Raw genomic sequence first — 20650 nt, 5'->3', positions numbered from 1 at the left:
CGCGCTACGTCCGCAGGACCACGTCGGCCAGGGCGGCCGGGTCCTCGGCGGCGATGAAGGCCTGCTCCTGCGCGGCCCAGCGGTCCCACTCACGCGCGAAGACCTCGCCGTCGCGTCCGATCGCCCGGTCCCACCGCACGGCATCGTCGGCCTCGAGCCACACCCGCAGCGACGCCAGCGGCGCCGACGCGCGGGACAACGCACCGCACCCCTCGACCACGATCGGCAGGTCGGGGTCCACCGACGCCCAGTCGACGGGCGCATCGGCCACCCAGTCCCAGCGTCGGTATCCGCTCGGCGCTCCGAGGACGTCGGTCACCACGGCATCGGCAGCCGCACGCAGGCCGTCCCACCCCGGGTACAGGTCGTCCAGGTGCACGAGCTGCGCGCCGAGCTGCTCCGCGACCTGTGCTCCCAGGGTGGTCTTGCCCGTGCCGGACCGGCCATCGATGAGCACGACGGCGCGCCGGCCCGTGGCAGCGGCGACACCGGCCGCAGCAGCGGCGAGGCCGGGGGCGAGGTCACCGGCGGTCGTGCCCGTCGCGCGCTCGCCGCCCGTCGTGCCGGCTGCAGGCGTCGCGTCAGGCACGCCACGTCCCGACGCTCACCGCGACGGCGATCGACACCACGCCGATGCCGACCAGCACCGCCACCATCCCCCACTCCGGCCCGGCGAACCGTGCGACCCGCGCCCAGGTCCGCCGTCCGGGAGCACCGAACCCCCGTGACTCCATCGCCACCGCCAACGTCGTCGCCCGGCGCAGCGCGAGCACGAGCAGCGCGAACGCCATGGTCGCTCCGCGGCGGAGCCGTCCGGAGTCGGCGAGTCCTCGGGCGCGCCGGGCCATCGCCAGCTGTCGCCAGTCGTCGACGAGCAAGGTCATCATGCGGACGGCGGCGAGCGCCCCGAGCACGAACCGCGCGGGCAGCCGGAGCACCTGCGCGAGCCCGTCGGCCAGGTCGGTCGGGTCGACCCGTACGAAGAGCGCGATGGCGGGCACTCCCACCGCGAGGACCCGGAGCGCCGTCGCCAGGGCGAGTGTCAGCGACCCGTCGGTGACGTGCGCGAACCCGAGGTCGAACCACTCCCGACCCGAGGGCCTGCCGTACAGCGCGATGCTCACCGCCGTCAGCGGCACCGCGACGAGCACCGGTGCGAGTCGGAGCAGCAGGGTCCGGAGCGGCAGGCGCAGGAGCGGCAGGAGCGCGAGTTCGAGCGCCAGGGCGACGGCGGCGGAGACGACGTCGAGACTGAGCACCAGGCAGACGCCGAGGGCGAGCACACCGATCAGCGACGCGACCGGCTGGACGCCGGGGATGCCGGTCGCTCGTGCGGGCAGCGGTCGTCGCGCCGGGTTCGGCCGGTCGGTTCCGTCCGCCACGTCCGCCGCGTCCGCCGCGTCCGCCGCGTCCGCCGCGTCCGTCCCATCGTCCGTGTCGGTCCGGTCTGGAGGCCCGGGGCGGCTCCCGGCTGTCGGTCCCGTCTCCGGGACGGTCGCGACCGACGGCCCCTGGTCGCGCCCGACGGTCCGGGCGCCGTCAGGCCCGAGCACGACCTCGTCGGCGTCGAGTGCCCGGACGAGATCGCGGTCGTGGGTGACCGCCACCACCGAGGTGCCGGCGTCAGCCAGGGCCCCGAGCCGCCCGACGACGGCCTGCCACGTGGCTCGGTCCTGCCCGGAGGTCGGTTCGTCGAGCACGACGACCGGCGGCCGGGCGGCGATGACCGAGGCGATCGCGAGTCGTCGTTGTTCGCCCCCGGACAGGGTGAAGGGGTTGGCGTCGGCCAGGTGTGCCAGCCCGAACTCGTCGAGCAGCGCGGTGGCTCGTTCGGCGACGTCAGGCGCGTCGAGTGCTCGGGGGCCGGCCTCGATCTCCTCGCGGACGGAGCGGGCGACGAACTGGTGCTCGGGGTCCTGGAACACCGTGCCGATCCGGGCGGCGAGTTCGCGGCTCGTCCAGGTGTGCGGCGCTGCGCCGAGGCCGTCGGCGAGGGTGTCGGTGGCGTCGAGCTCGCCGGCGGCCGGTGCCAGCAGGCCCGCGAGGGTGTCGGTGGCGCCGAGCTCGCCGGCGGCCGGTGCCAGCAGGCCCGCGAGGGTGAGCCCGAGCGTCGACTTGCCGACGCCGTTCGGTCCGGTGACCGCGAGGACCTGCCCTGCCCGGAGCCCGAGGTCGATGCCGTTCCCGACCGATTGCTTCCCCCGTGCCGTGCCGAGCCCCCGGGCTTCGAGCAGCACCGCCGCCGCCTCGCCGCGCTCCGCGGCGCCGGGCTCCGTCGCGCCGAGCTCCCCCTCGCCGAGCGGGCGGAATGCCGCGGTCGCCCCGCCGGACCGCCCGGGCATTTCGCCCGCTCGTCCGCGCGACGTCATCTCACGCGCTCCGTCGCCGAGCTCCCCCTCGCCGGGCTCCCCCTCGCCGAGCGGGCGGAATGCCGCGGTCGCCGCGCCGGACCGCCCGGGCATTTCGCCCGCTCGTCCGCGCGCAGGCCGTCGCCGAGCCGAACCACGCGCCGGCTCGGCACCGGGAACCCAGACCCCGGCCGCGGTGAGCGCCTCGCCGTGGTCCGCCAGCACCTGCGCCGGCGGACCGTCCGCGACCACGCCGCCGGCCGGTTCGAGCAGCACGAGCCGATCGACCAGGTCCAGCCAGGTGCCGATCCGGTGCTCCACCACGAGCAGCGTCGCCCCGGTCTCGTCGAGCAGTGCCCGGACGGCGTCGTGCACCTGCGCCACGCCGTCCGGGTCGAGGTTCGCGCAGGGTTCGTCGAGCACGAGCGCACCCGGCCGCATCGCGAGCACGCCCGCGAGCGCCAACCGCTGCCGCTGCCCACCGGACAGCTGCGCGGTGGAGCGGTCGAGCGGCAGGTCGAGGCCGACGACATCGAGCGCCGTCCGCACCCGGTCCCAGATCTCGTCACGGGGGACGCCGGCGTTCTCGCAGCCGAAGGCCACGTCGTCGCCGACGCGGGACATCACGGTGTGTGCCTCGGGGTCCTGCATGACGAGACCGACACGCCCGCGGACCGCGCGGGGGTCGGCCTCGTCGACCAGGAGTGTTCCCTGCACCGAAGCAGCCGTGTCATCGGTGGCGTCGGGTTCGTCCGGCAGCACGCCGGCGACCGCTCGCAGGAGCGTCGACTTGCCGGCACCGGACGACCCGACGACGGCGACCCGCTCCCCTGGCTCGACGGTCAGGTCGACGTCACTGACGGCCCAGGCGTCTCGCTCCGGGTACCGCCAGCCCCAGCCGCGGAACACGATGCGCGCCCCGCGGACGCCGGCACCTGCGCCGGCGTCGCCGCCGGCGGAAGGGGACGTCGCCGACGGAGCGGGCACGGTCACACCACGGCGCGGGGTTCGCGGCGGCTGTGCTCGCGGCCGGCCGCGAAGGACGAGAGCACCCCGGTGCGGGCGAGTGCCCGGACGATGAGCCAGGAGCCCGCCCCCGCGATCACTGCACCGGAGATCACCGCACAGATCACGTAGACGACCTTGAAGGCGACGTCGAGTCCCGGGTACCAGAGGACGGTGTCGTTGATGCCGAGCGCGAGTCCGGCCGCGGCACCGGCGAGCACGACGACCGGCAGGCGGTAGACGCGGTACAGGAACAGCGCGAGGACGATCTCGGCGCCGAGGCCCTGGACGAGTCCGGCCTCGAGCGTGAGCCACCCCCACTGGGTGCCGAACAACGCCTCGACCGAGGCGGCGACCATCTCGCCGTAGAGCGCGGCGCCGGGCTTGCGGACGACGATCGCGACGATCGGGCCGGCGAGCAGCCAGACCCCGCCGAACAGGGCCTTCGTGCCGGGGAGCACGAGGTCCATGACGGCGCTGATGGGTTCGTAGCCGAACTCCCAGAGCCGGAAGACGACTCCGAGGGCCACCGCGAGGATACTCGCGACGACGATGTCGACGACCCGCCAACGCAGCGATCGCCGTGGAGCGGTGGTGACGGTTGTGGACGTGCCTGAAGGCATGCTGCTGACTCCTCCCTGCGCCGGCATGATCCGGATCAGGTTCGACGGTCGGAGCGCCGATCGCTCCCTCTCAGCCCGGCGGTCCCGGACTCCCGTGTGTGTGCCAGCAGTCTAGACGCGGTCGCGACCGCGTGACGGACTGGAGGCCCGTGGCGGCGTCGCCACGGGCCTCCGGTTGCGTCAGGTGGTCACTTCTTGAGCGCGCGCACCAGCTTGCGGAGGACACGCCCGGCCACCCACACGAAGGGGATGCCGACGACGATCAGCGAGATCGGGTTCGGCTCGAACACGAGGTCCTTGCCCGGGCGACGGACGTACGCGCCGACGGGGGCCGACAGGCCGCCGCCACCGCCGCCACCGTTCTCGTCGTCCCCGCCGCCACCGAAGCCGAACCAGCTGACGGACACGGGGATGAGGGTCTGGTCACCGACCTCGACGGGTTCTCCGTAGTTCGTGGAGACCCCGAGCGGGCGGACCTGGTCTGCGATCTTCGAGACGATGTTGGCCATGCGCGCGACGCTACTCGTCCGTTCCTCCACAGGCCGCGGGGCGCAGTGGGCATCCACAGCTGGGGCTTGTCTGCGGACGCGGACGAGCGCCGCCGATATGTTGGCCGCACCCACACCTGGAGGACCGTTTGCACACCTGGCCCGGAAACCCGTACCCGCTCGGGGCGACCTACGACGGGAGCGGCACGAACTTCGCGCTGTTCTCCGAGGTCGCCGAGCGCGTCGAACTCTGTCTGTTCGATTCCGACGGCAACGAAGAATGCGTCCGCCTGCTCGAGGTGGACGCCTACGTCTGGCACGCGTACCTCCCCAACATCGGCCCCGGGCAGCAGTACGGCTTCCGGGTCCACGGCCCGTACGACCCCGAGAACGGCGCGCGCTGCAACCCGTCGAAGCTCCTGCTCGACCCGTACGCCAAGGCGACCAGCGGCGAGATCGACTGGGACCAGTCGCTCTTCTCGTACACGTTCGGCGACCCGGACTCGACCAACGACGAGGACTCCGCGTCGCACATGATGAAGGGCGTCGTGATCAACCCCTTCTTCGACTGGCAGGGGGACCGTCCGCCGCGCACGCCGTACGGCGAGACCGTCATCTACGAAGCGCACGTCAAGGGACTCACCGAGACCCACCCCGACGTGCCGGAAGAGCAGCGCGGCACCTACGCCGGCGTCGCCCACCCGGCGGTCATCGAGCACCTGCAGCGCCTCGGCGTCACCACGCTCGAGCTCATGCCGGTGCACCAGTTCGTGAACGACTCGACCCTGCAGGACAAGGGGCTGTCGAACTACTGGGGCTACAACACCATCGGTTTCTTCGCGCCGCACTCGGCGTACTCGTCATCGGGCGACCAGGGCCAGCAGGTCCAGGAGTTCAAGACGATGGTGCGCGAGTTGCACCGCGCCGGCATCGAGGTCGTCCTCGACGTCGTCTACAACCACACCGCCGAGGGCAACCACCTCGGCCCGACGCTGTCGTTCCGCGGCATCGACAACGCGGCCTACTACCGCCTGGTCGACGACGACAAGAAGTTCTACATGGACTACACGGGCACGGGGAACTCGCTCAACGTCGGGCACCCGCACTCGCTGCAGCTCATCCTCGACTCGCTCCGCTACTGGGTGACCGAGATGCACGTCGACGGCTTCCGCTTCGACCTCGCCTCGGCACTGGCCCGCGAGTTCTACGAGGTCGACCGGCTGTCGGCCTTCTTCGAACTGGTGCAGCAGGACCCGATCGTGTCGCAGGTCAAGCTCATCGCCGAGCCGTGGGACGTCGGCCCCGGTGGCTACCAGGTCGGCAACTTCCCGCCCCAGTGGTCCGAGTGGAACGGCAAGTACCGCGACACCGTCCGTGACTTCTGGCGCGGCGAGTCGTCGACGCTCGGCGAGTTCGCCTCGCGGATCTCCGGCTCGGCCGACCTGTACGAGCACGACGGCCGCACCCCCAAGGCGAGCATCAACTTCATCACCGCGCACGACGGCTTCACCCTGTACGACCTGGTGGCCTACAACGAGAAGCACAACGAGGCCAACGGCGAGGACAACAACGACGGCGAGAGCCACAACCGGTCGTGGAACTCCGGGGCCGAGGGCCCGACCGACGACGAGGCGGTGAACGCCCTGCGGCTGCAGCGTCGCCGGAACTTCCTGGCGACCCTGCTCCTGAGCCAGGGTGTGCCGATGATCGCGCACGGCGACGAGCTCGGCCGGTCGCAGGCCGGCAACAACAACGTGTACGCGCAGGACTCCGAGCTCAGCTGGATCGACTGGGACAGTGCGGACGAGGACCTCATCCAGTTCACCGCCGACGTGGTGAAGCTGCGGCACGACCACCCCACGTTCCGCCGGACCCGGTACTTCAACGGCCGTCCGGTCCGACGTGGCGAGGGCGAGCCGCTGCCCGACGTGGTGTGGCTGACCCCCTCGGGCGACGCCATGGACCCCGAGGACTGGGACTCCGGCTTCGGCAAGAGCGTCGGCATGTACCTGAACGGCGAGGGCATCCGAGGTCGCGACGCCCGCGGTGAGCGCATCACGGACGTCGGCTTCATCACGTACTTCAACGCCCACGACGACGTCGTGACCTTCACGCTCCCACCCGAGGAGTACTCCCCCGGCTGGACCGTCCGGATCGACACCGCCGACCCCGGCGCCCGCGACGAGGTGCTCGACGCGGGTACCCCGCTCGACGTCCCCGCCCGGTCGATGATCGTGCTGCGTGCCGAGCCCGACCACGAGGTCACGAGCACCCCGGTCGACGCCGAGCAGGACGGCGCCCCCGGACCGGACGCCCCGCAGGACACCGTCACCCCGGCCAACCCGGCCGGGTCCACCGCACCGAGCCGAGCCACCCGATGACCGCCGGAACGGCCGGCGCCGCGAACCGCGTCCCCGCGTCGACCTACCGGCTGCAGGTCTCGGCCGACTTCGACCTCGACGCCGCCCGCGACCTGGTCGACTACGTGCACGACCTCGGCGCCGACTGGCTGTACCTGTCGCCGGTGCTGCAGGCCGAGTCCGGGTCGAACCACGGCTACGACGTGGTCGACCACACGCGGGTCGACACCGACCGCGGTGGCGACCAGGCGATGCGGGCGTTGGCAGAGGCCGCGCACGCCGTCGGCCTCGGGGTCATCGTCGACGTGGTGCCGAACCACGTCGGCGTCGCGACCCCCGAGTCGAACCCGTGGTGGTGGTCCCTGCTCGAACTCGGGCAGGGCTCCCCCGTGGCCTGGGCCTTCGACGTGGACTGGGAAGCCGGCGACGGCAAGGTCCGCGTCCCCGTGCTCGACGACCGGCTGCTCGACGCGGTCACGCTCGACACGTCCGACGCCGAGCGTCCGGTGCTGCGCGTCGGCGAGACCGCCTACCCCACCGCCCCCGGAACGGTGCACGACGGCGACACCGTCGAGACCGTGCACGCCCGCCAGCACTACGCGTTCGTGCACTGGAAGCGCGCCGACCACGACCTGAACTACCGCCGGTTCTTCGCCGTGAACACCCTCGCGGCGATCCGCGTCGAGGAGCCCGAGGTCTTCGCGGCCTCGCACGGGGTCATCGGCGGCTGGTTCCGCGACGGACTCGTCGACGGCCTGCGCATCGACCACCCGGACGGGCTGTACGACCCGGCGGGCTACCTGCAGGACCTGGCGGAGCTGACCGGCGGGGCCTACACCCTCGTCGAGAAGATCCTCGAGCCCGGCGAGCAGCTGCCGAGTTCGTGGCCGGTCGACGGCACCACCGGGTACGACGCCCTCGGGGTGCTCGACCGCGTGTTCGTCGACCCCGCGGGTGAGCAGGCGCTGACCGCGGCGTCGGGGGCCGAACCGACCGACTGGCAGCAGCTCACGCACGACACCCGACGGGGCATCGCGGACGGCATCCTCGGCAGCGAGGTCGAGCGGCTCGCACGCCTGCTCGCACCGAGCGCCGTGACGGAGACGATCACGCACGAGCGGATCGTCGACGCGGTCGCCGAGATCGTGGCCTCGTTCGACGTGTACCGCACGTACCTGCCCGAGGGCGCCCACCACCTCATCACGGCGCTCGAGCGCGCCGCCGAGGCCCGCCCGGACCTCGACGACGTCATCGACCGGATCGCACCGGCACTCGTCGACCCGACGAACGCCGCGGCGGTCCGACTGCAGCAGACCAGCGGCATGGTGATGGCGAAGGGCGTCGAGGACACGGCGTTCTACCGCACCTCGCGCCTGTCGTCCCTGAGCGAGGTCGGCGGCGACCCGAGCGTCTTCGCGGTCTCGGTGGCGGACTTCCACCAGGCCCAGCGCGAACGGCTCGGCAGCTGGCCGCACACCATGACGACGCTCACCACGCACGACACGAAGCGCAGCGAGGACACCCGCGCGCGCATCGCGGTGCTGGCCGAGCTCGGCGACGAGTGGGCCGCCACGCTCGAGCGCCTGCAGTCGCTCGTGCCGTTGCAGGACCGCGTGTTCGCCGACCTGCTCTGGCAGGCGATCGTCGGCGCTCGGCCCGCGAGCCGCGAGCGTCTGCACGCGTACGCCGAGAAGGCCTCCCGCGAAGCCGGAGACAGCACCACGTGGACCGAGCCCGACGAGGCGTTCGAGCAGCAGATGCACGCGATCGTCGACGCCGCGTTCGACAACCCGGACGTGGTCGCCGTGCTCGACGCCCTCGACGAGCAGATCGACGCCGCCGGGTGGTCGAACGGTCTCGCCCAGAAGCTCGTCCAGCTCACCGCCCCGGGCGTCCCCGACGTCTACCAGGGCACCGAGTTCTGGGACCGCTCGCTCGTCGACCCCGACAACCGTCGTCCGGTCGACTACGCCGAGCGGCGTCACGTGCTCGCCGAGCTCGACGGCCCGGACGACGACGGCCCCGAGGACCTGCCGGCCATCGGCATCGACGGCGCCGCGAAGCTCCTGGTCACGACCCGCGCACTGCGCATCCGTCGGGACCACCCGGAGCTGTTCACCCGGTACCTGGAGCTCGAGGCCACCGGCAGCGCGGCCGACCACGTCATCGCGTTCGACCGCGGCGGTGCCGTGACGATCGCGACGCGTCTGCCGATCGGTCTCGGCCGGGTCGGCGGTTGGGGCGACACGCTGGTGCACGCCGTCCCCGTCGAGCGCATCGACCTGCTCACCGGCCGACGCGTCCCCGCCGACCGCGGGATCGCGTTGGCCGACCTGCTCACCACCTACCCGGTCGCGCTGCTCGTGCCCGCCGACGCAGTCGGTGCAGCCGGCCACGCCGACGCGGTGCCCGCCGTGTCCGACGCGAGCGGCGCCTCCCGGCCCGCCGCTGACCGCACGACGGACGCCACCGAGAACGACGCGCAGGCCGAGATCGACATCCTGGAGGGTCACGCATGACCGCACCTGACCGTTACGCCGTCTGGGCGCCCGAGCCGGACCGGGTCCGGCTCGTCGTCGACGACGTCGAGTACCCGCTCACCAAGGGCGACGACGACTGGTGGTCCACCGACGCCGTGATGCCGGTCGTCGGCGCCCGGTACGGGTTCCGCATCGGCGACGACGACGCGGTCCGACCGGACCCGCGCAGCCGGTACCAGCCCGAGGGCGTGCACGGCCCGTCCGAGGTCGTCGACCCCGCACGGTTCGCGTGGACCGACGAGTCGTGGACCGGACGCCCGGCCCGCGGCGCCGTCATCTACGAGATGCACATCGGCACCTACACACCCGAGGGCACGCTCGACGCCGCTGCCCAGAAGCTGGACCACCTGGTCGAGCTCGGGGTCGAGTTCGTCGAGCTGCTCCCCGTCAACGCCGTCAACGGCGAGTGGAACTGGGGCTACGACGGGGTCGGCTGGTTCTCCGTGCACGCCCCGTACGGCGGCCCGGACGCCTACGACCGGTTCGTCGACACCGCACACGCGCTGGGGCTCGGGGTCATCCAGGACGTCGTCTACAACCACCTCGGCCCGAGCGGCAACTACCTGCCGCTCTACGGCCCGTACCTGCTGGCCGGGCTCGGCAACACCTGGGGTGACTCGGTGAACGTCGAGCACCCCGAGGTCCGCCGGTACGTGCTCGACAACGTGCGCATGTGGTTCCGCGACCACCACGTCGACGGGCTCCGGCTCGACGCCGTGCACGCGATCCGCGACACCACCCGCCCGCACGTGTTGGCATCGATGGCCGACGAGACCGACGCCTACTCGTCGTTCATCGGTCGTCCGCTGTCGCTCATCGCGGAGTCCGACCTCAACGACCCGGTGATGTTCCGGCCCCGCGAGGCCGCCGGGTACGGCCTCGCGGGGCAGTGGTCGGACGACTTCCACCACGCCGTGCACGTGGCGCTCACCGGTGAGACGAACGGCTACTACGCCGACTTCGCTCCGCTGTCGGCGCTGGCGAAGGTGCTCGAGGACGGTTTCTTCCACGACGGCACGTGGTCGTCGTTCCGCGGCAAGCGGCACGGTCGGCCGATCGACCGCGGGACCTCCCCCGCGACGGCCCTGGTCGTCGCGAACCAGAACCACGACCAGATCGGCAACCGCGCCGCCGGCGACCGGCTCGCCGCGACGCTCGACGACGAGGGGCTCGTGATCGCCGCGGCCCTGACACTGCTCGGGCCGTTCACGCCGATGCTGTTCATGGGCGAGGAGTTCGCGGCCTCGACGCCGTGGCAGTTCTTCACCTCGCACCCGGAACCCGAGCTCGGCAAGGCGACCGCCGAGGGGCGCATCGCCGAGTTCGCCGAGCACGGGTGGGACGAGTCAGCGGTGCCGGATCCGCAGGACCCGACGACGTTCACCAACTCCAAGCTCGACTGGGCCGACGTCAGCTCGGAGCGCGGTGCGGCGATCCTGCGTGCCTACCGGGTGCTCATCGCCCTGCGGCGCACCGACCAGGCGTTCGTCGACCACCGCTACGAGGCGAACGCCGTCCGCTTCAGCGAGGACCGTCGTTGGCTGGTGCTGACCCGCGGGCTGCTCGGCCCCGACGTGGCACCGGTGCACGTCGTGGTGAACCTCGCCGACGACGCAGCCGAGGTCCCGGTGCCCGACGCCGTGGGCGAGGAGCTCTACGGCTTCGGCGCGACCGAGGTGGATGCCGGCGTCGTCCGGTTCCGCGGCCGCGGCGTGGTCGTGCTGCGCTAGCCACCCGCGTGCTGCGCGAGCCGCAGTTCCGCACGCACGAACGGCGACGAACCCACCGGGTCCGTCGCCGTTCGTGCGTTCGTGTCTCCGCGGCCTCAGGCGGCGTGGTCGGAGACCGCGTGCGCGTTCTTCCGCACGGAGGGCAGCTTGCGGTGGTCCTTCACGAGCGAACGGGTCTCGCGGATGCGGCGGTCGATGCCCCACTTCGTCACGAGCGCCAGGCTCTCGCGGACGATGTTGCCGCTCATCTTCGAGACACCGAACTCCCGCTCGGTGAAGGTGATCGGCGTCTCCACGACCCGCAGACCCGCCTCGAGGGAGCGCCAGCACAGGTCCACCTGGAAGCAGTACCCCTTCGACGCCACACCGGCGAGGTCGATCCGCTCGAACGCCCGCGAGGTGAAGACCCGGAAGCCGCCGGTGGCGTCGCGCACCGCGATGCCCAGGGCGAGACGCGTGTACAGGTTGCCGCCGCGGGAGAGCAGGAGCCGGTACCAGGGCCAGTTCTCGACCTTGCCGCCCTTGATCCACCGGGAGCCGAGCACCAGGTCGTGCGAGTCCGCGAGCTCGAGCATCCAGGGCAGGTACTCGGGGTGGTGGGAGCCGTCGGCATCCATCTCGACGAGCTTGGCGTAGCCGTGTTCCAGACCCCACGCGAACCCGGACAGGTACGCGCCGCCCAGGCCGTCCTTGACGGTGCGGTGCATGACGTGCACCCGGTCGGTCTCGCGGGCGATGGCGTCCGCGATGTCGCCGGTGCCGTCGGGCGAGTTGTCGTCGACGACGAGCACGTGCACGGAGTCGTCGGTCGCGGCCAACGTGCGCTCGACGATCGGCCGGACGTTCTCGGCTTCGTCGTAGGTCGGGATGATGACCAGGGTCTCGCTCATGGTGCTCCTCGTGCTCTCGGTCGAATGTATCGCTGGCTTGGTGGGTCAATCCGACGAGAGGTCTGCGAACACGATCAGATTGTCCGTGTAGTGCCCGGTGGCGGTGTCGAACGTGCCGTCGCAGGTGATGAGTCGGAGTTGCGGGGTGGGGGTGGGGCCGTAGACGTCGCTCGTCGGGAACGCCGACTTGGCGGCGCGTTCGGCACGGTCGACGATGAAGGTGCGGGTGCTGCCGTCGGACATCCGGACGTGGACCTCGTCGCCGGCGACCAGTTCGTCGAGCCGGAAGAACACCGCGGCGCTCGTGGGGCTGTCGACGTGACCGGCGATGACGGCGGGGCCGACCTCGCCGGGGACGATCCCGTCGCTGAACCAGCCCGCGCTGTCCCAGTCGACGGGCGGGTCGAGTTCTCCGGCAGCGCCGCGGTGCAGGTCCTCGAGCGAGGACCGCACGCCGATGGCCGGGATCGACACACTGACCGGGGTGGCCGTCGAGCGGGCCTCGGGCGCGGCTGGGTCCTGGAACCCGTCGGTGCCGGAACCCGAGGCCGACGAAGAGGACGACGAGGAGGACGACGGGGACGCGGACGAGGACGACGCGCCGCGCTCCTCCGCTCCGCCGCCCACCGTCGACGCGACCGCCACCCCGGCCACGCCCCCGACCACCACGACTGCGGTGACCACGGCACCGATCACCACGCCTCGGCTCCGGACAGCCGAGACGCGCCCGGCGCTCCGACGGCCGCTCACGAGCCGCCTCCCACGTCGCTGGCACAGCCTCCGAGCACGTCGGAGGTCAGCATGGTCGAACCGATGGCCAACCAGGCGTCCCCGTAGTAGGTCGGAGTGGTCGCCGCAGTCCGGTCGGCCCGCTCGAGGTCGTCGGCAGCCGCACGGGAGGAACCGGCGGCCTGCTCGGCCGCGGCCCGCGCGGTGTAGGCCAGCGCGTTCGTGTCCCGTGTCACCGGGGTGCCACCGAGGTCGAGCTGCGAGGCGAGCCGCGTCGTCCGTCCGAGCGTGGGTGCGAGCGCCGCCGCGAGCTCCCGGTCGGGCGCCGAACACGCCTCGGCGTACCGGAGCGGCGTCCGCATCGCGTCGTACCCGTAGAGCACGCGCCCGTCCCCACCGACGGCCGGCATCGGGTCCACCGATCCGTCGGCGTGCACCTGGGACCAGTCGCTGGGCAGGTCGGAGGCGTCGAGCACGGCGGCCGTCACGGCGCGCGAACCCCGGTTCAGCGCGTTCCAGCGGTCGTCCCCGGTGGCGTCCGCCAGCACCGAGAAGGCCGCGGGCGAGGCGTACGAGGCGTTGTACCGGTAGGGCTCCTGATCCGCCCACGGTCCGGGCAGCAGGATCGTACCGAGGTCCGTCCGGGCCGTCTCGTGCTCGAGGATCGCCGCCGCGATGCGCTTGCCCGCGGCGGTGTACCGGTCGTCGTCCCAGGCCTTCCCCGCGAGCACGAGGGCCCGGGCGGCGTCGAGGTCGGCATCGCTCGCGGACTGCTCGTCGGCGACGCCCTCGTCGGACGTCCACCGCCACGCCAGCAGGTCGTCGTCGGTGAGCATGTGGTCCTTCGTCCACTGCCAGATCGCGTCGAAGCGCGCACGGTCGTCGTTGGCGTAGGCGATGAGCAAGCCGTACGCCTGCCCCTCGCTGACGGTGTCACCGCCCTGGTCGGTGCGGACGACGCGACCGCCCTCGACGTAGCGGTCCGGGAACGCCGACCGCAGCTGCTGCGGCGAGCGCGCCGCGTCGGGTGCGGTGGTCGAGGTCGGGGTCGCCGTGCCGCGAGCGGCGGTCATGGTGCTCGACGACCAGGGGCGGACCGCGACGACCGCGACCACGATGGCGACGATGACGGCCGCCGCGGCGGCGACCGGTATCCAGGTCCTGCGGGTCATGCTGGCCTGCCTCTCCGGGGATGGTGGGGTGGGGTCGAAGGGGAGGCGCGGACCACGTGGGCCGTTCAGCGCCCGTGATCCGCGCCTCCAGTCCGGGGCGTCAGCGGAACAGCGAGCGGAGCATCGCGACGACCGCGTGGACCGCCTCGGTCACCGGCCGGTCAGCGGCTGCGCCGCCACCGCCGGTCTGCACACCGCCGGACGGGGTTGCGGCGGTCGCCGCGGCGTCCGTCACGGGCACGACCGTCAGGTTGCCCTCGCTGTCGTCGAGGACGAACAGGGTCGAGACCGTGTTGCCGGCGAGGTCGACCTCGGCGGTACCACGCTGTCCGCTGCCGGAGACGTCGAGCGACCACTTGCCGGCGTCGACCGTTGCGTACTCGGTGGCGGTGCCGAAGGTGGCGTCCTCGGCGATCGCGATGCCGTCGGAGGTCTGCACGTCGACGCGCTTCGCGGTGGTGGCGGCCTGCACGAGCCGGAGCTTCGCCTTGCCGTCGCCCGGCTGCTGCAGATCGTCGGTGAACGCGGTCGTCTTCAGCCCGTCGTTCTTGCCGTAGGCGACGACGGTGCTGGCGTCGCCCTCCTGCACGGTGACGTCGGTGGAGATGACCGGGGTGGAACCCGGCGCGTCGGCGGCGCGCATCGACAGGACGTAGGTGCCGACCGGCAGCTTCTCGTACGGGCTGACCTGGCCGTAGGTGACGTCGTCGAGTTCGAAGACGGTCTTGCCCCCCGCGAGGCTGGACAGTTCGACGTCGACGCCCTTCGTGTCCGGCGACAGGTGTCCGACGCGGAGCCAGCCCTGCTCGGTCGTCGCGGCGGAGGCGTTCTGCGGGGCTGCGAGGCCGACCGTCGCGGCGACGAGTGTGGCGGCGAGCGCTCCGACGACGACGGTGCGGCGGCGGTTCGTGGTGCGTGCGGTCATGATGGTGCTCCTTCGGGTCGAGGTGCGGTTGGCGGTGCGGTCGTCGTGTCGAGGGGTGGTTCGTGGGGTTGTCGTCCAGGCCGCCGGGCGAGCGGGCGAGCGGGCGGAATGCCCGGGTCAGCGCCGGAGCCCTCCGGGCATTTCGCCCGCTCGTGCAGCGGGTGTTCCGCCCCGACGCGTTCGCGGTGAACGGTTCCGCGGCCGATCCGGCGAGCGGGCGGAATGCCCGGGTCAGCGCCGGAGCCCTCCGGGCATTTCGCCCGCTCGTGCAGCGGGTGTTCCGCCCCGACGCGTTCGCGGTGAACGGTTCCGCGGCCGATCCGGCGAGCGGGCGGAATGCCCGGGTCAGCGCCGGAGCCCTCCGGGCATTTCGCCCGCTCGCGGAACGCCCGCTCGCGGGACGTCAGCGCGGCCAGCGCCCGCTCGGCCAGCGCCCGCTCGGCCAGCGCCCGCTCGGCCAGCGCGGCCGGGCGATCGGGGGTCACGAGGCGCTCGTCGCGGTCGTCGTCGGGTCGGCCGGGGCGTACGTCACCGTGAGCCGTGCTCCCTCGCGCTCGACCGAGTCCGGCCGGAACGCCTGGGACATGGCGTCGAAGGTCCGAGCGACCCGGGCTGCCGAGGCGTCGTCACTCGTGTGCAGGACGACGGTGCGGAACGGCTGGCCGGTCTCCCCGGTGCGCGGGGTGAACCGGTCGACCCGCACGTCCTGGTCGGCGAGCACCTGTCCGAGCGCGATCATCGCCCGCGAGTCGACCTGTCCGGCGCGGAACTGCGACTTCGTGCCGTCGTCCGCACGCAGAGCCGGGTTCGAGGCGAGCTCGGTCCCCAGGGTCTTCCGTACGTCGGTGGCCCGGGTGATCGCGGTCTCGGCGGCACTGGCTCCCTCGGCGTGGATCCGGCGGACCTCGACCTGCTGGTCACCGGTGCCGAAGGTCGCGACGGCCGTGGAGTTCTCGATCGCCTGCCACACGTCGGTGGACGAGTTGCCGCCGGTGCGCATGGAGTCCGTCGTGATGACGTAGTCCGAGTCCTTCCAGCCGTTCGGGGACTGCCGTTCCACCGCTCCGTCGGTGTCGAGCTTGTAGTACCAGACGACGTTGTTCCGGGCGAAGCCGTCGTCCACGAGGTCGACCCACATGGCGTCGTCGACCAGCAGACGCGAGGACTTCGGCACGTTGTCGCCCACCCACTGCTCGGCCTGCTGCATGGGCAGGTCGAGGTTGCCGAGCAGGAAACCCCGCAGCTGCGTCCCCCACAGCGGCACCGCGACGACGAGCGCCGCAGCCGTCACGACGGCCCAGGTGATGCCGAGGCCGCGCCCTGCCCTCGGGCCGAACCGGCCCCGGATGTGGACTCGACCGGCGATCGTCAGGACGGCACGCTCGACGGTGTACGCGACGAGGAGCGCTGCGAACGGGATGAGCATGATGACGTAGGGCACCGGCAGGTACCCGTTCGGCCGGAACATCACCGCGAGCAGGAACACGAGCATCGCGGCGATCGGTCGGACCCGGCGCAGGGCCAGCCCCACGACGGCCGCGGCCGAGCCGAGCACGATGAACACCGGGTCGAGCGCCCACCACTGCGCGGCGGCCTCGTTCGCCAGGCTGCCCCCGTCGAACACTGATCCGGAAGCGGTCCGCGACCCGAGCTGGTAGGTGACGCCTTCCCACAGGCTGACTCGCCCGTTGCCCGGCACGAGTTCACCCTTCACCGCGGCGAGCAGCAGGTACCCGCCGCCGATCAGCACGAGCACGGCCCCGGCGACGCTGAGCGTGTACCGGCGGGTGCTCGTGTCGGCGCGACGTACGGCCATCCAGATCAGGAACGGCAGCGCGAGCAGGTAGGTCTCCTTGGACAGCACGGCGATGCCGAGGCACGCAGCAGCGCCGGCGAACCCGGCGAGCTGCTGGCGACGGCTCAGCACGAGGACGAACGCGGCCAGCAGCCACGGCGTCGCGACGTTGTCGATGTACACCGTGCGGTGGTACTGCAGCGCGAGCGGTGACAGCGCGAAGACGAGTCCGGCCGCGGCTGCCGTGATCCGTCCGGCGCCGAGACGTCGGGCCAGGACGAACAGCAGGATGCTCGAGACGGCGGAGAAGAACACCATGGCCTCGCGCCCGGCCTCCACCGCGAAGGGGTACCGCGCGAACGCCCCGGTCAACCCGGTGTACCCGGCGATCTGGATCCATCCGAGCGGCGGGTGGTCGTACCAGTACGTGTAGTGGGTGAGCTCGCCGAGGTTCGTGATCGCCCACGCCTGTGCGGTGTAGGTCCCCTCGTCGTCGATGCGCTGCGGTGTGCCCGACATGTTCCAGGCCTGGATGAGCACGGTCACCGCGACGACGGGCAGCAACCACGTCAGGCTGGCTGCGTGCCGGCGGAACCACGCCCCGACACCGGCCCGGTGTGCGGTGGTGCCACCACGGATCGGGATGCCCGTGGTGTCGGTGATGCTGGCGGTCATCGGGTGCCTCCCGTGGTGGTGCCGGCGAACTCACGGTCGGACGAGGCTGCGCCCGATCCGGCACCCGCGGACGACGCTGCGCCCGATCCGGCACCCGCGGACGACGCTGCGCCCGATCCGGCACCCGCGGACGACGCTGCGCCCGATCCGTCCAGGTCCGAGGCGAAGCCGACCACCTGTCCGCTGCGGTGCTGGCCGGTGTGCTCGGTCTTCTCCCACCCGTTCTGGCCCTTGGCGTGCCGGACGACTGCCCGGACCGCCGCGGCGGCGAGGAACACCTGGTACGGCACCAGGCCGAGCACGAGCCGCACGTAGTCGCGGAGCCGGACCTTCTCGCCGTACAGTCGGCCGAACTCGTTCAGCCCGACGATCTCCACGGCGAGCAGCATGAGCGTCGGTGCCACCGGCACGAACGACACGAGGGCGATCGCCGTCGGCACCTTGACGAACAGGATCATCAGGACGCTCAGCGGGATGAGCAGCCCGGTGGCCGCCTGGATGAACGGCATCGTGAGCATGTAGCGGGCGAAGAACCGCTGCCGGAACGACGGCAGCTTCTTCCACTCCCCCTTGCCCAGCACCTGCAGGAAGCCCTGGTTCCACCGCGTGCGCTGCTTGAGCAGCGAGGCGAAGGTCGGCGGGGTCTCCTCGCGGGTGACGGCCTCGGGGCTGTAGGCGACGACGACCTTCGCGCCGTCGGCGGAGAGTCGCACGCCGAGTTCGCAGTCCTCGGCGAGGCAGTGCGTGTCCCAGCCGTTCGACCACTCCAGGCGGGAGCGCGTCACGAAGACGGTGTTGCCCCCGAGCGGGATGAACTTGGACCCAGCGTGGAAGTGCAGGCGCGAGCGGAACCAGAAGTAGTACTCCAGGACGTTCCGGAGCGACCACCAGCTCGACTTGAAGTTCATCAGCTGGACGCCGCCCTGCACCACGTCGGCGTCGGTCTCCTGGAACCGCGAGTCGACGAGGGAGAGCAGCCGCGGGTAGACCTCGTCCTCGGCGTCGAACACCCCGACGATGTCGCCCGTCGCGTGCTGGAGCGCCAGGTTCATCGCCTTCGGCTTGTTCTTCGGCAGGGTGTCGTCCACCACGACCTTGATCAGGGAGGGGTGCCGAGCCGCCGCAGCACGCACGACGGCGTCGGTCTCCGGGTCGTCCTCCCCGACGATCGCGATGATCTCGAAGTCGGGGTGGTCCTGGGTCGCGAGCATGTCGAGCGTCTGCCCCATCACGTCCTGCTCGTGCCGACCGGGCACCAGGAGCGTGAACCGGTGCGCCGCCGGTCGCGGGGTCTGGCTGAAGCTGGTGGACTTCAGCGCGTCCCGGGAGCGCCAGGCGTGCAGCATCCACCAGAGGGTGGTCAACGCGATGATCGTGAGCAGCACGGACAGGGCGATGAGGGTCGAGTAGCCGAGCCACTCGCCCAGCGACCAGGCGGCCTGTGGGAGCTGCCCCGAGCCTCCCGTCGGCACGTCCGTGGTCCCGCGGTTCGGGACGTCCCCCGTCGTCCCGCTGTCGTCGTCGGGTCGGAGCAGCGGCCCTGCGGCCGTCAGCAACACGGCTGAGATGGTCATTCGGGGAACCCCTTCGGACGTGTGTCGGTGGACCGGAAGACGAGGGCCTTGTACGCGGCGAACCGGAACGCGGTGCCGAGGACGAGGCCGACGCCGTTGCCGGCGACGTTGTCGGCGAGGGTGGACGTGAAGCCGAGGACGTAGTGCGAGACGAACAGGCAGGCGGCGGCGATGCCGAGGCCGACGAGGTTCGTGGCAGCGAAGAGCAACCCCTCGCGGACGGTCTCGCGGCGGCCGGTCTGGCGCTGGGCGCGGAAGGTGATGAAGCGGTTGCCGATCCACGCGACCGAGGTCGCCACGACGGCCGACACGATCTTCGCGGCGATGGGACCGTCCGGCATGACGGTGGCGCGGAGCAGGTTGTAGACGCCCAGGTCGATGACGAAGCAGACGGCACCGATGGTGCCGAACGACGCGAGTTGCCTCGCGGTGGCGAGCAGGCGCGGGATCGTGCCGGGGCGCACGGTCCGCACCGCACCGGTGTCGGGTGACACCAGAACGGGGGTATCAGTTCGGGTCATGCCCCCGATTCGGGGGGCTTCCCCGGGTGGTTTGGGTGGGGTACGCGCTTTGCCAGGCGCCTGCCAGAGGCGCGACACATGCCGTTCATGTTGACCATCCGTCAGCTGCGGTGGGCAGAGGCGCGCGGACGACGGACGGGAGGCCCGGTGCCAGCTGGCACCGGGCCTCCCGTCCGTCGGTCGGTTGCGTCTACGCGGGGCGCGACGACGGGGACACGTTCTTGGACGCGTCCCGTTCCGGGATGTCGCCGAGTGCCTCGTCGATCGCCGCGAGGGCGTCCGCGTCGAGCTTCACGCCGGCGGCCTTGACGTTGTCGGTGACCTGCTGCGGACGCGAGGCGCCGACGATCGCCGAGGCGACGTTCTCGTTCTGCAGGGTCCACGCGATGGCGAGCTGCGCCAGCGTGAGGCCGGCCTGGTCGGCGACGGGCTGCAGGCGCTGCACGGCTTCGAGGACCTCGTCGCGCATGAACCGCTTGATCATGTCCGCGCCGCCCTTCTCGTCCGTGGCACGCGAACCCTCGGGCAGGGGCTGACCCGGCTTGTACTTGCCGGTCAGGACGCCCTGCGCGATGGGCGACCAGACGATCTGCGACAGGCCGAGCTGCTTCGAAGCGGGGACGACCTCGCCCTCGATGACCCGCCACAGCATCGAGTACTGCGGCTGGTTCGAGATGAGCTGGAAGCCGAGCTCCTTGGCCAGCGCGGCACCGGCACGGATCTGCTCGGCCGACCACTCGCTGACGCCGATGTAGAGCGCCTTGCCCTGGCGGACGACGTCGGCGAAGGCCTGCATCGTCTCTTCGAGGGGGGTCTCGTAGTCGTAGCGGTGTGCCTGGTAGAGGTCGACGTAGTCGGTCTGCAGTCGCTCGAGCGAGCCGTCGATCGACTCCATGATGTGCTTGCGGCTGAGACCGACGTCGTTGTGCCCCTTCGGGCCGGTCGGCCAGTAGACCTTCGTGAAGACCTCGAGGGACTGGCGCCGCTCGCCCTTGAGCGCCTCACCGAGGACGGTCTCAGCGGCGGTGTTGGCGTACGTGTCCGCGGTGTCGAACGTGGTGATGCCGGCGTCCAGCGCTGCCCGCACGCACTGGGTGGCGACGTCGTTCTCGACCTGCGAGCCGTGCGTCAGCCAGTTGCCGTAGGTGATCTCGGAGATCTTGAGTCCGGAGTTGCCCAGGTACCTGAATTCCATGGTCCCGACGCTACTGGAGTGAGCGCGCACGTGAGGGGTCCCGCGAGTGCCTGTCGGGGTGGGGGTGCGGGCGCGGGGTG

General features: G+C 71.8%; 16 protein-coding genes and 1 riboswitch. Of the genes, 3 read left to right on the top strand and 13 right to left on the bottom strand.

Annotated elements, in window-relative coordinates; genetic code table 11:
• Positions 1 to 4: 4 nt before the first annotated feature.
• The 4 genes from DEJ27_RS16885 to DEJ27_RS16870 form a co-directional block, all read right to left on the bottom strand.
• Positions 5 to 589, bottom strand: a complete 585-nt coding sequence (locus DEJ27_RS16885) for an ATP-binding protein (protein WP_111091502.1) — start codon at positions 587 to 589, stop codon at positions 5 to 7.
• Positions 582 to 3335, bottom strand: a complete 2754-nt coding sequence (locus DEJ27_RS18150) for an ATP-binding cassette domain-containing protein (RefSeq protein WP_146244716.1) — start codon at positions 3333 to 3335, stop codon at positions 582 to 584. The genes DEJ27_RS16885 and DEJ27_RS18150 overlap by 8 nt, the downstream gene beginning before the upstream one ends.
• Before the next feature lie 2 nt (positions 3336 to 3337).
• Positions 3338 to 3976 (bottom strand): ECF transporter S component, encoded by a 639-nt coding sequence (locus DEJ27_RS16875; RefSeq protein ID WP_111091506.1) that lies wholly within the window; start codon positions 3974 to 3976, stop codon positions 3338 to 3340.
• Positions 3971 to 4082: riboswitch (TPP riboswitch) on the bottom strand. (Overlaps the previous gene by 6 nt.)
• 82 nt (positions 4083 to 4164) lie before the next feature.
• On the bottom strand, positions 4165 to 4485 hold the full coding sequence (locus DEJ27_RS16870; RefSeq protein WP_027464636.1) for a hypothetical protein: 321 nt from the start codon (positions 4483 to 4485) through the stop codon (positions 4165 to 4167).
• 128 nt (positions 4486 to 4613) lie between these two features.
• Here DEJ27_RS16870 and glgX point away from each other — a divergent pair, with 128 nt between their 5' ends.
• From glgX to treZ, 3 genes are read left to right on the top strand one after another with little or no spacing between them, the layout of a single operon-like run.
• Positions 4614 to 6845: a glycogen debranching protein GlgX gene (gene glgX / locus DEJ27_RS16865; protein WP_110862883.1), complete on the top strand. Its 2232-nt coding sequence runs from the start codon at positions 4614 to 4616 to the stop codon at positions 6843 to 6845.
• Positions 6842 to 9343, top strand: a complete 2502-nt coding sequence (gene treY / locus DEJ27_RS16860) for a malto-oligosyltrehalose synthase (RefSeq protein ID WP_110862884.1) — start codon at positions 6842 to 6844, stop codon at positions 9341 to 9343. Before glgX ends, treY begins: the two co-directional genes overlap by 4 nt.
• The gene (gene treZ, locus DEJ27_RS16855; protein WP_110862885.1) at positions 9340 to 11094 is read left to right on the top strand and encodes a malto-oligosyltrehalose trehalohydrolase; all 1755 of its coding nucleotides are present in this window, start codon (positions 9340 to 9342) and stop codon (positions 11092 to 11094) included. Before treY ends, treZ begins: the two co-directional genes overlap by 4 nt.
• A 95-nt stretch (positions 11095 to 11189) precedes the next feature.
• Here the strand turns inward: treZ and DEJ27_RS16850 are convergent, their stop codons facing one another.
• The 9 genes from DEJ27_RS16850 to DEJ27_RS16815 all read right to left on the bottom strand — a co-directional run bounded on the left by DEJ27_RS16850 (position 11190) and on the right by DEJ27_RS16815 (position 20570).
• The gene (locus tag DEJ27_RS16850; protein ID WP_110862886.1) at positions 11190 to 11984 is read right to left on the bottom strand and encodes a polyprenol monophosphomannose synthase; all 795 of its coding nucleotides are present in this window, start codon (positions 11982 to 11984) and stop codon (positions 11190 to 11192) included.
• 45 nt (positions 11985 to 12029) lie between these two features.
• Positions 12030 to 12668 (bottom strand): class F sortase, encoded by a 639-nt coding sequence (locus DEJ27_RS17880; RefSeq protein WP_181420202.1) that lies wholly within the window; start codon positions 12666 to 12668, stop codon positions 12030 to 12032.
• Positions 12669 to 12730: 62 nt separating this feature from the next.
• Positions 12731 to 13885, bottom strand: a complete 1155-nt coding sequence (locus tag DEJ27_RS16840) for a glycosyl hydrolase family 8 (RefSeq protein WP_111091500.1) — start codon at positions 13883 to 13885, stop codon at positions 12731 to 12733.
• Between the two features lie 100 nt (positions 13886 to 13985).
• The gene (locus tag DEJ27_RS16835) at positions 13986 to 14810 is read right to left on the bottom strand and encodes a DUF4397 domain-containing protein (protein ID WP_110862889.1); all 825 of its coding nucleotides are present in this window, start codon (positions 14808 to 14810) and stop codon (positions 13986 to 13988) included.
• Positions 14807 to 15295: a hypothetical protein gene (locus DEJ27_RS17570; protein WP_146244715.1), complete on the bottom strand. Its 489-nt coding sequence runs from the start codon at positions 15293 to 15295 to the stop codon at positions 14807 to 14809. The genes DEJ27_RS16835 and DEJ27_RS17570 overlap by 4 nt, the downstream gene beginning before the upstream one ends.
• A complete protein-coding gene (locus tag DEJ27_RS16830; protein ID WP_110862890.1) occupies positions 15292 to 17280 on the bottom strand; it encodes a glycosyltransferase family 39 protein in 1989 nt (662 codons plus the stop codon). The genes DEJ27_RS17570 and DEJ27_RS16830 overlap by 4 nt, the downstream gene beginning before the upstream one ends.
• The gene (locus DEJ27_RS16825) at positions 17277 to 18854 is read right to left on the bottom strand and encodes a glycosyltransferase (protein WP_110862891.1); all 1578 of its coding nucleotides are present in this window, start codon (positions 18852 to 18854) and stop codon (positions 17277 to 17279) included. The genes DEJ27_RS16830 and DEJ27_RS16825 overlap by 4 nt, the downstream gene beginning before the upstream one ends.
• Positions 18851 to 19375 carry a GtrA family protein gene (locus DEJ27_RS16820; RefSeq protein ID WP_110862892.1) on the bottom strand — a complete coding sequence of 175 codons (525 nt, stop codon included), beginning with the start codon at positions 19373 to 19375 and terminating at the stop codon, positions 18851 to 18853. Before DEJ27_RS16820 ends, DEJ27_RS16825 begins: the two co-directional genes overlap by 4 nt.
• A gap of 190 nt (positions 19376 to 19565) precedes the next feature.
• Positions 19566 to 20570 (bottom strand): aldo/keto reductase family protein, encoded by a 1005-nt coding sequence (locus DEJ27_RS16815; protein ID WP_071405490.1) that lies wholly within the window; start codon positions 20568 to 20570, stop codon positions 19566 to 19568.
• Positions 20571 to 20650 lie beyond the last annotated feature (80 nt).

The organism is Curtobacterium sp. MCPF17_018 (genome assembly GCF_003234135.1).
Taxonomy (GTDB): Bacteria; Actinomycetota; Actinomycetes; order Actinomycetales; family Microbacteriaceae; genus Curtobacterium; species Curtobacterium flaccumfaciens.
The sequence above is the reverse complement of the archived record's forward strand: the minus strand, read 5'-3'. Positions and strand labels throughout refer to the sequence as shown.